The 12137-nt window shown below is 73.5% G+C and carries 13 protein-coding genes; 9 read left to right on the plus strand and 4 right to left on the minus strand.

The window, feature by feature from the left end; all coding sequences use genetic code 11:
* Positions 1–59: 59 nt before the first annotated feature.
* Positions 60–1052, minus strand: coding sequence for an o-succinylbenzoate synthase (locus M1L56_RS02600; RefSeq protein ID WP_248598040.1), 993 nt, complete (start codon positions 1050–1052; stop codon positions 60–62).
* 139 nt (positions 1053–1191) lie between these two features.
* Here M1L56_RS02600 and M1L56_RS02605 point away from each other — a divergent pair, with 139 nt between their 5' ends.
* From M1L56_RS02605 to M1L56_RS02620, 4 genes are read left to right on the plus strand one after another with little or no spacing between them, the layout of a single operon-like run.
* On the plus strand, positions 1192–1446 hold the full coding sequence (locus M1L56_RS02605; RefSeq protein ID WP_248598041.1) for a hypothetical protein: 255 nt from the start codon (positions 1192–1194) through the stop codon (positions 1444–1446).
* A 51-nt stretch (positions 1447–1497) separates the two neighbouring features.
* Positions 1498–2427, plus strand: coding sequence for a 1,4-dihydroxy-2-naphthoyl-CoA synthase (locus M1L56_RS02610; RefSeq protein WP_248598042.1), 930 nt, complete (start codon positions 1498–1500; stop codon positions 2425–2427).
* A gap of 16 nt (positions 2428–2443) precedes the next feature.
* Entirely contained in the window at positions 2444–3709 is a 1266-nt protein-coding gene (locus M1L56_RS02615; protein ID WP_248598043.1) for an AMP-binding protein, read from the plus strand.
* Entirely contained in the window at positions 3706–4701 is a 996-nt protein-coding gene (locus tag M1L56_RS02620) for a 1,4-dihydroxy-2-naphthoate polyprenyltransferase (protein ID WP_282573162.1), read from the plus strand. The genes M1L56_RS02615 and M1L56_RS02620 overlap by 4 nt, the downstream gene beginning before the upstream one ends.
* 9 nt (positions 4702–4710) lie before the next feature.
* Here the strand turns inward: M1L56_RS02620 and M1L56_RS02625 are convergent, their stop codons facing one another.
* Complete coding sequence (locus tag M1L56_RS02625; protein WP_248598045.1) at positions 4711–5019, minus strand: DUF4229 domain-containing protein; 309 nt, start codon at positions 5017–5019, stop codon at positions 4711–4713.
* 74 nt (positions 5020–5093) lie between these two features.
* Here M1L56_RS02625 and M1L56_RS02630 point away from each other — a divergent pair, with 74 nt between their 5' ends.
* The 3 genes from M1L56_RS02630 (at position 5094) to M1L56_RS02640 (ending at position 8241) form a co-directional block, all read left to right on the plus strand.
* A complete protein-coding gene (locus tag M1L56_RS02630) occupies positions 5094–5531 on the plus strand; it encodes a PLD nuclease N-terminal domain-containing protein (RefSeq protein WP_248598046.1) in 438 nt (145 codons plus the stop codon).
* Positions 5524–7311, plus strand: a complete 1788-nt coding sequence (menD, locus tag M1L56_RS02635) for a 2-succinyl-5-enolpyruvyl-6-hydroxy-3-cyclohexene-1-carboxylic-acid synthase (protein WP_248598047.1) — start codon at positions 5524–5526, stop codon at positions 7309–7311. The genes M1L56_RS02630 and menD overlap by 8 nt, the downstream gene beginning before the upstream one ends.
* Positions 7312–7383: 72 nt before the next feature.
* Positions 7384–8241, plus strand: a complete 858-nt coding sequence (locus M1L56_RS02640) for a PPK2 family polyphosphate kinase (protein ID WP_248598048.1) — start codon at positions 7384–7386, stop codon at positions 8239–8241.
* A gap of 124 nt (positions 8242–8365) precedes the next feature.
* On the opposite strand, the gene M1L56_RS02645 is transcribed toward M1L56_RS02640, so the two are convergent.
* Together M1L56_RS02645 and M1L56_RS02650 are read right to left on the minus strand one after the other, a co-directional pair.
* Positions 8366–9679, minus strand: a complete 1314-nt coding sequence (locus M1L56_RS02645; protein WP_248598049.1) for an isochorismate synthase — start codon at positions 9677–9679, stop codon at positions 8366–8368.
* 30 nt (positions 9680–9709) lie between these two features.
* Positions 9710–9994, minus strand: a complete 285-nt coding sequence (locus M1L56_RS02650) for a DUF427 domain-containing protein (protein WP_067950319.1) — start codon at positions 9992–9994, stop codon at positions 9710–9712.
* A gap of 190 nt (positions 9995–10184) precedes the next feature.
* Here M1L56_RS02650 and M1L56_RS02655 point away from each other — a divergent pair, with 190 nt between their 5' ends.
* Entirely contained in the window at positions 10185–10904 is a 720-nt protein-coding gene (locus tag M1L56_RS02655; protein ID WP_248598050.1) for a demethylmenaquinone methyltransferase, read from the plus strand.
* A gap of 105 nt (positions 10905–11009) precedes the next feature.
* Complete coding sequence (locus M1L56_RS02660; protein ID WP_248598051.1) at positions 11010–12131, plus strand: polyprenyl synthetase family protein; 1122 nt, start codon at positions 11010–11012, stop codon at positions 12129–12131.
* The last annotated feature ends 6 nt before the right edge of the window (positions 12132–12137 follow it).

Below are 12137 nucleotides of genomic sequence, written 5' to 3' on the forward strand. Positions count from 1 at the left end.
GACACGGGTGACGTGCGCGCATCGGTCAGTGTAGCGTAATGAGAACCGTTCTCAATAATTCAGGACGCGAGGATCGCGTGGCAGCGCTCGAGCCGCGCCAGCCACCACGCCGTCCGCTCCTCATCGGCGGCGTGGCGTTCGAGCAGCGCCGGGTCCGGAACCACGCGCCGCACCTCGATCGCGCCCTCGCGGGGAAGGAGCGGCGCGCGGGTCACGTCCGCGGCGAGCAGCGAGGCCGTGCCGAGTCCGCAGTCGTATTCGAGGTCGTCGACGGATGCCGCGAGGTGGGCGCCCATCGCGAGCCCGACGCTCGTGTCGAGGGCGCTCGACACCACGATCGGCAGGCCGGCGCGCGCGACGACGTCGAGGGCGCGTCGGATTCCGCCGAGCGGGGCGGCCTTGACGACGAGCAGGTCGGCGGCGCCGGCCTCCGCGACGGCGAGCGGGTCCTCGGCGCGGCGCACGCTCTCGTCGGCGGCGATCGGGATGCCCATGTACTTCGTGCGGCGGCGGATCTCGGCGAGCTCGCCGACCGTCGGGCACGGCTGCTCCACGTACTCCAGGTCGAACGGCGCGAGCGCGTGGATGGCGTGCTCGGCCTCGTCGATGTTCCAGCCGCCGTTCGCATCGACTCGGATGCGACCCTCGGGGCCCCTCGCGTCGCGCACCGCGCGGACGCGCGCGACATCCTGCGCCAGGGTCTGATCGGATGCCGCGACCTTCACCTTCGCGGTGCGACACCCCGGGAACCGCTCGAGTACCGACGGCACCGCGTCGGGGTCGACCGACGGGACCGTCGCGTTCACGAGGACGCGATCGCGGTGGGCCGACGGCGGCGCCTGCCATCCGAAGTCCACCGCCGCGGCGAGCCAGGTCGCCGCCTCCTCGTCGTCGTACTCGGCGAACGGCGCGAACTCCGTCCACCCCTCGGGGCCCTCGATCAGCACCGCCTCGCGCACGTCGATGCCGCGGAACCGGGTGACGAGCGGGAGCGCCACCACCCGCGCGGTGCCGAGCAGGTCGGACAGGGGCGGCAGGGCGACGTCGCTCATGCCCCGAGTCTGCCACCGCGCTGCGTTTCTCAGGACGGCGCGCCGCCGGCGCCTCCAGGGCCCGGCGTGTCGTCCTGAGGAACCGGGCGATCCCGCCGGGGGCTCCTGAGAAGGGAACCGGCGACGTAGGCTGGAACGCATGGCAGACGAGCGCACGGTCGCGGACCGTCCGGCGGACACGGCGGACGGCATCGACGCGCTCGGCGTCGACGCCGTCGAGGTGCACGACTCCGCCGCGCGCAACGCCTGGATCGCCGTCGTGGGCATCGCCGTGGTCATCGCGGCGCTCGTGCCGCTCGTCTACGGCGCCGTCTGGGTCGGGTCGATCGTGTACGCCGCCGTGCTGTCGTTCCTCACCGGCGGTCCGGCGGAGGTCACCGGCACCGCGGTCTGAGCCCGCGCCTCGGCGCGTCGTGCCCGCGGGCGCGGAAGTAGGCTGGACGGCATGGCAGGCGAGGTGTCGGAACTGTTCGATCCGAGCGAGTGGGTGGATGCCGCGGCATCCGTCACCGGCGCTGGCGGGTTCACCGACATCACGTACCACCACTCGACCGACGGGCGCATCGCGCGCATCGCGTTCGACCGGCCCGAGGTGCGCAACGCGTTCCGCCCGCACTCGGTCGACGAGCTCTACCGCGCCCTCGAGGACGCACGGACGAACCCCCGCATCGGCGTCGTGCTGCTCACCGGCAACGGCCCCAGCCCGAAGGACGGCGGCTGGGCGTTCTGCTCGGGCGGCGACCAGCGCATCCGCGGCCGCGACGGCTACAAGTACTCCGACAGCGAGACGGCGGTGGTCGAGGGCGCGACGCACGCTGCGGTCGGCCGCCTCCACATCCTCGAGGTGCAGCGGCTCATCCGCTTCATGCCGAAGGTCGTCATCGCCGTCGTGCCGGGGTGGGCTGCGGGCGGCGGGCACTCGCTGCACGTGGTCTGCGACCTGACGATCGCCAGCCGCGAGCACGGGCGGTTCAAGCAGACGGATGCCGATGTCGGCAGCTTCGACGCCGGCTACGGGTCGGCGTACATGGCCCGGCAGGTCGGCCAGAAATTCGCGCGCGAGGTCTTCTTCCTCGCCGAGGAGTACTCGGCCGAGCGCGCCCACGAGATGGGCGCCGTGAACTGGGTCGTGCCGCACGCCGACCTCGAGCGCGAGGCGATCCGGATGGCGCGCACCATCCTCACGAAGTCGCCCACCGCCGTCCGCATGCTGAAGTTCGCGTTCAACGCCGTCGACGACGGGCTCGTCGGCCAGCAGGTGTTCGCGGGCGAGGCCACGCGACTCGCGTACGGCACCGATGAGGCCGTCGAGGGCCGCGACGCGTTCCTCGAGAAGCGCGACCCCGACTGGGGCCCGTTCCCCTGGCACTACTGAGTCGACGGATGCCGCGATGAAGCCGCTGCTGCAGGTGCCGGTGACGGAGGTCGCCGCACTGCGCGCGCTGCTCGCCGAGGCGCTCGCCGGCGGCCCCGCCGTCTGGCCCGTGCCGGCCGCCGAGCCCGCCGGTGCCGAGCCCGCCGCCGCGACCGCGCCCACGCCGGTCGCCGAGGTGGGCGACGGCGTGGCCGTCGTCGTGGAGACCTCGGGCTCGACGGCGGCGCCCAAGCGCGTGCTGCTCTCGGCCGACGCGCTGCGGGCGAGCGCCGAGGCCTCCGCTGCGGTGCTCGGCGGACACGGCCGATGGCTGCTCGCGCTGCCGGGGCACTACATCGCGGGCGTGCAGGTGCTCGTGCGCGGCATCGTCACCGGCACCCCGCCCGCGGCGATGCCACCGGGCGAGCCGTTCACCGCCGAGGGCTTCGCGGCCGCGACGGCGCGCCTCATGCGCCTGCGCGATGCCCTGCCGCGGTACACGTCGCTCGTACCCGTGCAGCTCGCTCGCGTGGTCGGGGCCGCCGAGGCCGATCCGTCGGGCGACCTCGCCCGCGACCTCGGGCGGTACGCGGCGATCCTCGTCGGCGGCCAGCGCGTCGATCCGGCCCTGGTCGACCGGGCCGCTGCCCTCGGCGCGCGGGTGGTGCGCACGTACGGCTCGAGCGAGACGGCGGGCGGCTGCGTGTACGACGGTCGTCCGCTGCCGGGGGTGCTCGCGCGCACGGTCGACGGCGAGCTCGAGCTCGGCGGACCGACGCTCGCCGACGGCTACCTCGACGACCCCGCCCGCACGGAGGCCGCGTTCGCGACGGATGCCGCGGGCCTCCGCTGGTACCGCACCGGCGACCTCGGCTCGATCGACGCCGAGGGCGTGCTCCGCGTGCGCGGACGCGCCGACGACGTGATCACGTCGGGCGGGGTCAAGGTCGTGCTCGGCGAGGTCGAGCGGGCCGTGCAGGGGGTGCCCGCCTTCGCGGACGCGGTCGCGGTCGCCGTGCCCGATCCCGTGTGGGGCGAGCGGGTCGCGATCGTCGTCTCGGCGACGGCCGATCCCGGCTCCGACGCGCTGGCGGCACTGCGAACGGCGACGGATGCCGCGGGCCTCCCTCCCGCCGCACGCCCCGTGCTCGTGCTGCGCCCGCCCGCGGGCGAGCTGCCGAGGCTCGCGTCGGGCAAGCCCGACCGGGTCGCGGCATCCGCCCTCGCCCGCGCCGCGGTCTCGAACGGCGGCGACGCGCCGAATACGATGTCGGGGTGGCACGCCCGAAACCCCAGCGCATGAACCCGTCCGCGAAGATCGCGGCGTCGAAGACCCCGTCGAAGGGCCGTCCTCCGGGGCGCTCCGGCAACCCGGCCAAGGCGGCGACCGCGCCCGCCGTGCAGCGCGGCCCGATCACCTGGCGCGACTGGGTCGCGGGGGCACGCCTGCGCACCCTGCCGCTCGCGATCGCCCCCGTCGCACTCGGCACCGGTGCGGGCGTGCTCATGCTCTCGTTCGTCGACGAGCCGTGGCACCCGTGGCGGTTCGTGCTCGCGCTCATCGTCGCCCTGGCGCTGCAGGTCGGCGTGAACTACGCCAACGACTACTCCGACGGCATCCGCGGCACCGACGCGCACCGCGTGGGCCCGTCGCGGCTGACCGGTTCGGGCCTCGTGCCGCCCAAGCGGGTGCTCGCGGTCGCGCTCGTCTTCTTCGGCATCGCGGCCGTCGCCGGGCTCGTGCTCGTGGTCCTCACGCAGCAGTGGTGGCTGCTCGCCGTCGGCGCGGCGGCGATCGTCGCGGCCTGGTTCTACACGGGCGGCAAGCGGCCGTACGGCTACTCCGGCCTGGGTGAGCTGTTCGTGTTCGTGTTCTTCGGCCTCGTCGCGACGGCCGGGTCGGCGTTCGTGCAGGCGCTCGACGTGAACCTCGAGGCGTGGACGGGCGGCGCCGGCGTCGGCCTCATCGCGTGCGCGGTGCTCATGGCCAACAACCTCCGCGACATCGACCAGGACCGCGCGGCGGGCAAGCGCACCCTGAGCGTGCTCGTCGGCCCGCTCGTCTCGCGGATCCTCTTCGCGGTGTTCCTGCTGCTGCCGTTCGGGCTGGTCGTGTTCTGGTCGTTCGTGTACCCGACGGCGACGCTCGTGCTCTTCGCGCTGCTCGCCGCGATCCCCGCGTGCGTCATCGTCGGGTGGGGCCGCACGCCGCGCGAGTTCGTCTCGGCACTGCAGCTCGCGAGCCTCACCGCCCTCGCCTACGGCGTCGGGCTGGGGCTCGTCTTCGCGCTGTAGCGGATGCCGTTACTCGGACGAGCGGCGCTCGTCGTCGGCCGTCGACGCATCGACGGTCGACGCGTCCACCGCGGCATCCTCGACCTCGTCGTCGTCGCGGGTGACCGGCGCCTCGCGGTGGCGCGCGGCGTACAGGTCGGTCGCGAGCTGCTCGCGCTGGCGGCGCAGGAAGATGAGCGACGCGCTGAAGCCGAAGAGGGCCGCGACGAGCACGGCGATCCACGGGGTGACCCCGGCGATGAGCAGCACGGCGAGCGGCGCCGCGAACAGCAGCACGCGGAGCAGCGTGTATCGGAGCCAGAGGGGGAGCGCGTTCACCCGATCAGTGTAGGAGCCCGATTCTGGGTGACCGCTCCCAGCCGACCGTGATGCTGCGCGCCTAGAATCAGGACATGGTCCGCTTCTGGGTGATCGCGATCGTGGCCGTGGTCGTCTTCACGATCTACGCCGTGGTGGACTGCGCCCTCTTCGATCGGTCCCGCATCCGCGGGCTGCCGCGCGGATGGTGGATCGTCGTGATCCTTCTCGTGCCCGTCATCGGCGGCGCGCTCTGGTTCCTGGTCGGTCGCGGCCGACCGCTGAAGTTCGGCCGCGGCGGAGGACGCCGCAGCAACGCGCCCGACGACGACCCCGAGTTCCTGCGTCGCCTCCGCGAGGATGCGGCGCACGAGGAGCGCATCCGCAAGCTCGAGCAGGAGCTGGCCGAGCTCGACTCCGACGCGCCCGACACGCGCGAGCACCCCGACGACGCGCTCGGCACCGACGGTCGCCGCCCCGACGGCAACGACAACCCCGGCGAGCCCGGCGGCTCGGGCCGGCCGAATGCGTGACGCGCCCGCCGTCGCCTCCGCGGCGACGGCATCGGCGCTCGCCCTGCTCTCCGAATTCGTCCGCCTCGGCGTGACCGACGTCGTCGTGGCGCCCGGGTCGCGGTCGCAAGCGCTCGCACTCGCCGCGGCCGAGCTCGAGCGGGTCGGCGCGTTGCGGTTGCACGTGCGCATCGACGAGCGCGGGGCCGGATTCCTCGCCATCGGCCTGGCCGTCGAGACGGGGCGCCCGGCCGTGGTCGTCACGACGTCCGGCACGGCGGTGGCCAACCTGCACCCGGCGGTGCTCGAGGCGCACCACGCGGGCGTGCCGCTCATCCTCGCCACGGCCGACCGGCCCGCCGAGCTGCGCGGCATCCGCTCGAACCAGACCACCGTGCAGCCCGGCATGCTCGCAGGGGCGGTGCGACTCGAGCGCGACGTCGAGGCGCCCGAGGGGCGCGCGGGCGAGGCGGATGCCGCGACCGCCCTCGCGCGCGAGGCGTACCGGGCCGCGATCGGCGTCGACGCCGACGGGGGGCTCGTGCCGCGCCCGGGCCCGGGTCCGGTGCACCTGAACCTCCAACTGCGCGAGCCCCTGTCGACGCCGGTCGCGCTCGCCGCGGGCGAGGTGCCGAGGGCGGATGCCGCGGCATCCGTCACCCGCACCGCCGACGCCGACCGCACCGGCCTGCACGTCGCCCGACTCGCGCACGGTCCCCGAACCGTCGTCGTCGCGGGCGCCGGAGCCGGCCCGGAGGCCGAGGAGCTCGCGCGCGCCGGCGGATGGCCGCTCCTCGCGGAGGTGACGAGTGGGGCGCACTTCGGACCGAACCTCGTCGTCGCGTACCGCGAGCTGCTGACGGAGCCGGGCTTCGGCGACGAGGTGGAGCGGGCGATCGTGTTCGGCCATCCGACCCTCTCGCGCGAGATGCCCGCGCTCGTGCAGCGACGCGACGTCGAGGCGATCGCCGTGGCGCCGTGGGGCATCGAGTGGTTCAACCCCGGGCACGCGGTCGACCGGTTCGAGCGAGCCGTCGCGGTCGAACCGCACGAGCCCACCGCCGAGGAGCGCGCGTGGACCGGCCGGTGGGTGCGGGCCAGTCGCATGCTGCTCGACGCGGCGGACGGGCGACCCGAGACCGACGGTGCCGACGGCGAGCCCATCCGGAGCGGCGTCGACGAGACCGGGCACGTCTCCGACTTCGCCGCCCAGCGTCGCTACCTGCGCGACCAGCTCGCGCGGATCCGACAGCCCGTCGACCGGCGCATGCTCGTCGAGTCGCTGTGGGCCGCGACGTGGCCGCACGACCGGCTCGTCTTCGGGGCGTCCCGACTGATCCGCGACGCCGACCGCGTCGTGCCCGGCCGCCGCATCCTCGCCCACGCCAACCGCGGGCTCGCGGGAATCGACGGCACCGTCGCCACGACCCTCGGCATCGCCGTCGCGAGCCAGGCCGGCGAACACGCGCACGGCACGACCCGCGCCCTCATCGGCGACCTCACCCTGCTCCACGACGTCGGCTCGCTCCTGCTGGGCGAGGGCGAACCCCGCCCGCGCGTGCTCGTGATCGTCGGGAACGACGGCGGCGGCACCATCTTCGACGCGCTCGAAGTGGCGGCATCCGCCCCGGCCGAGGCGTTCGACCGGGTGCAGTACACGCCCCACCGGGTCGACCTCGCGCAACTCGCGGCGGCCTACGGATGGGAGTACCGGCGGGCGTCGACGCGCGGCGAACTCGACGAGGCGCTCGGCACCGCCGTCACCGGGCCGACCCTGCTCGAGGTGCCGCTCGAGCGCTGACCCTTGCCGCGGCATCCGTCACGCCCCGATGATGGGGGAGCGGCGCCGCTGCCGCGACGAGAGGGGACCGGCGTGGGGCTGGAGACGTACTGGAACGAGGACCCGTCCGACCAGCTGCGCGTGCGGCAGGGGTTCCGCCTCGACGAGGTCGACCCGCGCAGCACGCCGGGCTACGACGGTGACAAGCACGCGGCCGAGGCGTCGCTCGCCCAGGGTGCGGAGATCCTCGCCGGGCTGCAGGAGCAGCTGTTCGCGGGCAGCCGCATGGGCGGCGATCCGCGCCGCATCCTGCTCGTGCTGCAGGCGATGGACACCGCCGGCAAGGGCGGCATCGTGCGGCACGTCATGGGCGCCGTCGACCCGCAGGGCGTGCAGTTCGCGGCGTTCAAGAAGCCCACCGAGGAGGAGCTCGCGCACGACTTCCTCTGGCGCATCGAGAAGGAGCTGCCCGGCCCGGGACTCATCGGCGTCTTCGACCGATCGCACTACGAGGACGTGCTCATCGCCCGGGTGCGCGAACTCGCGCCGCCCGAGGAGATCGAGCGGCGGTACGACGCCATCAACGAGTTCGAGGCCGAGCTCACCGGCTCGGGCGTCACGATCATCAAGGTCATGCTGCACATCTCGATGGAGGAGCAGAAGCAGCGCCTCATGGAACGGCTCGAGCGCCCCGACAAGCACTGGAAGTTCAACCCCGGCGACATCGACGAGCGCCTGCTCGCGCCCATGTACCGCGAGGCCTACCAGCTCGTGTTCGACCGCACGACGACGCCGCACGCGCACTGGTACGTCGTGCCCGCAGACCGCAAGTGGTACGCGCGGCTTGCGGTGCAGCACCTGCTCATCGACGCCCTCGAGGCGATGAACCTCGACTGGCCCGTCGCCGACTTCGACGTGGAGGAGCAGAAGGCGCGGCTCGAGGCGAGTTGAGGTCTCGGTACGGGCGCTTCGCGTCCTACTCGACCACCGGGTCTCGGTACGGGCGCTTCGCGTCCTACTCGACCACCGGGTCTCGGTACGGGCGCTTCGCGGCCTCCTCGACCACCGGGTCCGGCTACGGGATGGGCGGGGAGGGCGGGGGTGCCCCGAACGCCTCGACGATCGGACGGAACTTCATGTCGGTCTCGGCGAGTTCATCGGCGGGCACCGAGTCGTGCACGATGCCGCAACCGGCATATGCCCGGACCGTGCCGTCCGGCGAGACCTGCGCGCAGCGCAGCGCGATCGCCCACTCGCCGTCGCCGTCGGCGTCGATCCACCCCACCGGGCCGGCGTAGCGACCGCGGTCGAAGCCCTCGAGCTCGGCGATCGCCGCGAGCGCGACCTCCCGTGGCGTGCCGGCGACGGCGGCCGTGGGGTGCACCGCCTGCACGAGGTCGAGGGAGCTCGAGCCGTCACCCAGGGTTCCCTTGAGATCGGTCGCGAGGTGCCACAGGTTCGGCAGCTGCAGCGTGAACGGCTCGGGGCTCGCGTCGAGGCGCGCGGTGTGCGGCGCGAGCGTGGCGACCGCGCTCTCGACGGCGAGGGCGTGCTCGGCGAGGTCCTTGTGCGATGCGGCCAGGCGGGCCGCCTGCTCGCGGTCGGATGCGGCGTCGCGACCGCGCGACGCGGTGCCGGCGAGCACGCGCGCCGAGACCGTGCCGTGGTCGACGCGCACGAGCGTCTCCGGGCTCGCGCCGATCAGGCCGTCGACCGCGAAGACCCACGTGTCGGGGTAGTCGTCGGCGAGCTTCGCGAGCGCGGCGCGCAGCCCGGCGTCCTCGTGCAGCTCGCCGACGAGCTCCCGTGCGAGCACGACCTTCTCGAAGTCGCCGCCGTCGATGCGGGCGACGGCGGCGCCGACGGCCGCGGTATATGCCTCCGGCGGCATCGCGCCGGGCGTGAACCGCACCCGTGGCACGTCGCGCTTCGGCGCGGGTTCGGGCAGTTCGACCGGGGCGGGCTCGCCCGACGCCGAGTCGAGCCGCTCGATCCGCGTGACCCATGCGCGGCCGTCGCGCCGGCCGAGCACGATCTCCGGCACGACGAGCACGCTCGTCGCCGCGGATCGATCGGCGAACGCGATGGCGCCGAACGCCACGAGTCCGGACCCCGGCAGTCCGACGCGATCGTCGAGGTCGGCCTGCTCGACAAGGCGCCGCCACTCGCGGGCGGCGTCGGCGATGCGGTCGGGACCTCGGGTCTCGATCCGCAGCAGCTCGCCGAGCCCGATAATGCCCTCGCCGCGGCGCATCCAGAGCAGCGGATGCCGTGGGTCGAGCCGCGGCACGAGCGGCGCGGTCTCGTCGACCGCGACCGTGCGGACGCGCAGTCGCGCGGGGGCGCTGGTGTGGGCGTCGGCCGGCGCCGCGGCATCCGTTCGCGTCACCGGACCAGCCTACGCCGCGGGCGCGGGCCGCTACGCGGGGACGACGTCGACGCCGCGCCAGAACGCGACGTGGTCGCGGATCTCGGCTGCGGCCTCGGAGGGCTCGGGGTAGTACCAGGCCGCGTTCGGGTTGCGCTGGCCGTCGACCTCGACATGGAAGTACTTCGCGGTGCCCTTCCAGTGGCAGACGCTGCGGTTGTCGCTGTCGGCGAAGAACTCGGGGCGGATCGCCTCGCGGGGGAAGTAGTGGTTGCCCTCGACGACGACCGTGTCGTCGGACTCCGCGATGACCGTGCCGTTCCAGATGGCCTTCATGCCGTTCCTCCTGTGTCCTGCGGCGGCAGGTGCGCCGCGACCGTCACGTGATTCCAACGCGGATGGCGCGGTGGTCCATCCCATTGCATGGAATCTCACAGGGTTCCGACAGGGGATGCCCGGTTTCGGGCGGGAACAGCGGGCGCGCGGCTCCCCGGCGGCGCTCAGCGCCGAAACGTAGACTCGCATCATGGCGCGCGCTGACCTCGGCAAGGACCCCCGTGACGTCTCGGCGATGTTCGACCGGGTCGCGGCGCGGTACGACCGCACGAACACCGTGCTCTCGGTGGGCAACGCGTCGCTGTGGCGCGTCGCCACGACGAAGGCGGTCGCGCCGAAGCCGGGCGAGCGGATCCTCGACGTCGCCGCCGGCACGGGCACCTCGAGCGCGAGCCTCGCCAAGTCGGGCGCGAGCGTCGTCGCCGCCGACTTCTCGCCCGGCATGATCGAGGTCGGCCGACGCCGGCAGGCGCACGTGCCGAACCTCGTCTTCGTCGAGGCGGATGCGATGGACCTGCCCTTCGACGACGCGTCGTTCGACGCGGTCACGATCTCGTTCGGGCTGCGCAACGTCAAGGAGCCGAAGGTCGCGCTCGCCGAGTTCCTGCGGGTGACCAAGCCCGGCGGACGCCTCGTGGTGTGCGAGTTCTCGCACCCGCCCGTCGGCATCGTGCGCGCCGGGTACGACTTCTACCAGCGCGTGATCATGCCGCCCCTGGTGAAGCTGTCGAGCTCGAACGACGACGCCTACGAGTACCTGAACGAGTCGATCAACGCCTGGCCCGACCAGCCCACCCTCGCGGCGTGGATCCGCGAGGCCGGGTGGGCGGATGTCGCCTGGCGCAACCTCACCGCCGGCATCGTCGCGCTGCACCGCGGGCGCAGGCCCGAGGGCACGGCCGCCGAGTAGGACGCGCGGCGCCCCGCACCGGGACCGCCACGATGGAGCGTGGGCGGGTTCGCGTTCGACAAGCTCGCAGCATCCGCTCGGCTCGCTCTCGGTAGGCTTGGCGACGTGAATCCGAGCCATCCGGTCGTCCGCCGCGGGTCGAAGCTCGCGGCCAACCTCGGCCTCAGCGAGCGCGTGTTCGCGTCCTCGGCCGACCGGGCGATGGCGAACGCCATCGACGACGGGCTCGACCGGGTCGAGGCCGGCCTCGTCGACGAGGTGCGCTTCGCCGACTCGCTCGCGGACGTCTCGGGGCGCTACCTGCTCGAGGCCGGCGGCAAGCGCGTGCGTCCGATGCTCACGCTCCTCACGTCGCAGCTCGGCAAGGGCGTCGTCGACGACGTGGTCACTGCCGCCATGGCCATCGAGATCACGCACCTCGGCTCGCTGTACCACGACGACGTCATGGACGAGTCCGATCGTCGCCGCGGCGTGCCGACGGCGCAGAACGTGTGGGGCAACTCGGTCGCGATCCTCACCGGCGACCTGCTCTTCGCGCGCGCCAGCCAGCTCATGGCCAAGCTCGGGGAGCGCGCCATCCGCATGCAGGCCGACACCTTCGAGCGGCTCGTGCTGGGGCAGCTCAACGAGACCGTGGGGCCCGACCCCGACGAGGACCCCATCGAGCACTACATCCAGGTGCTGGCCGACAAGACCGGTTCGCTCATCGCGGCGGCCGCGCAGTCGGGCATCGTCTTCTCCGACGCCGACCCGGCGCTCGAGGCGCCCATCGTCGACTTCGGCGAGAAGATCGGCGTGGCCTTCCAGCTCATCGACGACGTCATCGACCTGTCGCCGCAGCCGGAGGAGACGGGCAAGGTCCCGGGCACCGACCTGCGGGCGGGTGTCGTGACCCTGCCGCTGCTGCGCCTCGAAGACCTGGCGAAGACGGATGCCGCGTCGGCCGACCTGCTCGAGCGCATCCGCCGCGACGTCCTGCCGCCTGACGGCATCGGCGTCGACGATCCCATGGACACCAACACCGGTGCCTCGCGGATCGTGCCGTCGCGGGCGACGATCGACGCCCTCGTCGACGAGCTGCGCGAGCACGAGGCCACGCGCGCCACGCTCGCCGAAGCCCACCGGTGGGCGCGCGAGGCGGTCGCGGCGCTCGCGCCGGTTCCGGAGGGCAGCGTCAAGAAGGCGCTGACGCGTTTCGCCGACACCATCGTCGAGCGATCGAGCTGATCACAG

The sequence above is a fragment of the Agromyces sp. C10 genome, assembly GCF_023217995.1.
In the GTDB taxonomy this organism is placed as follows: Bacteria; Actinomycetota; Actinomycetes; order Actinomycetales; family Microbacteriaceae; genus Agromyces; species Agromyces indicus.

What these genes read in the sequence shown, in the direction of transcription:
- M1L56_RS02610 (WP_248598042.1), top strand. Translation starts at nt 1,498, where the DNA reads ATGGCAGGCGAGGTGTCGGAACTGTTCGATCCGAGCGAGTGGGTGGAT.
- M1L56_RS02655 (WP_248598050.1), top strand. Translation starts at nt 10,185, where the DNA reads ATGGCGCGCGCTGACCTCGGCAAGGACCCCCGTGACGTCTCGGCGATG.
- menD (WP_248598047.1), top strand. Translation starts at nt 5,524, where the DNA reads ATGCGTGACGCGCCCGCCGTCGCCTCCGCGGCGACGGCATCGGCGCTC.
- M1L56_RS02630 (WP_248598046.1), top strand. Translation starts at nt 5,094, where the DNA reads ATGGTCCGCTTCTGGGTGATCGCGATCGTGGCCGTGGTCGTCTTCACG.
- M1L56_RS02615 (WP_248598043.1), top strand. Translation starts at nt 2,444, where the DNA reads ATGAAGCCGCTGCTGCAGGTGCCGGTGACGGAGGTCGCCGCACTGCGC.
- M1L56_RS02620 (WP_282573162.1), top strand. Translation starts at nt 3,706, where the DNA reads ATGAACCCGTCCGCGAAGATCGCGGCGTCGAAGACCCCGTCGAAGGGC.
- M1L56_RS02605 (WP_248598041.1), top strand. Translation starts at nt 1,192, where the DNA reads ATGGCAGACGAGCGCACGGTCGCGGACCGTCCGGCGGACACGGCGGAC.
- M1L56_RS02650 (WP_067950319.1), bottom strand. Translation starts at nt 9,994, where the DNA reads ATGAAGGCCATCTGGAACGGCACGGTCATCGCGGAGTCCGACGACACG.
- M1L56_RS02600 (WP_248598040.1), bottom strand. Translation starts at nt 1,052, where the DNA reads ATGAGCGACGTCGCCCTGCCGCCCCTGTCCGACCTGCTCGGCACCGCG.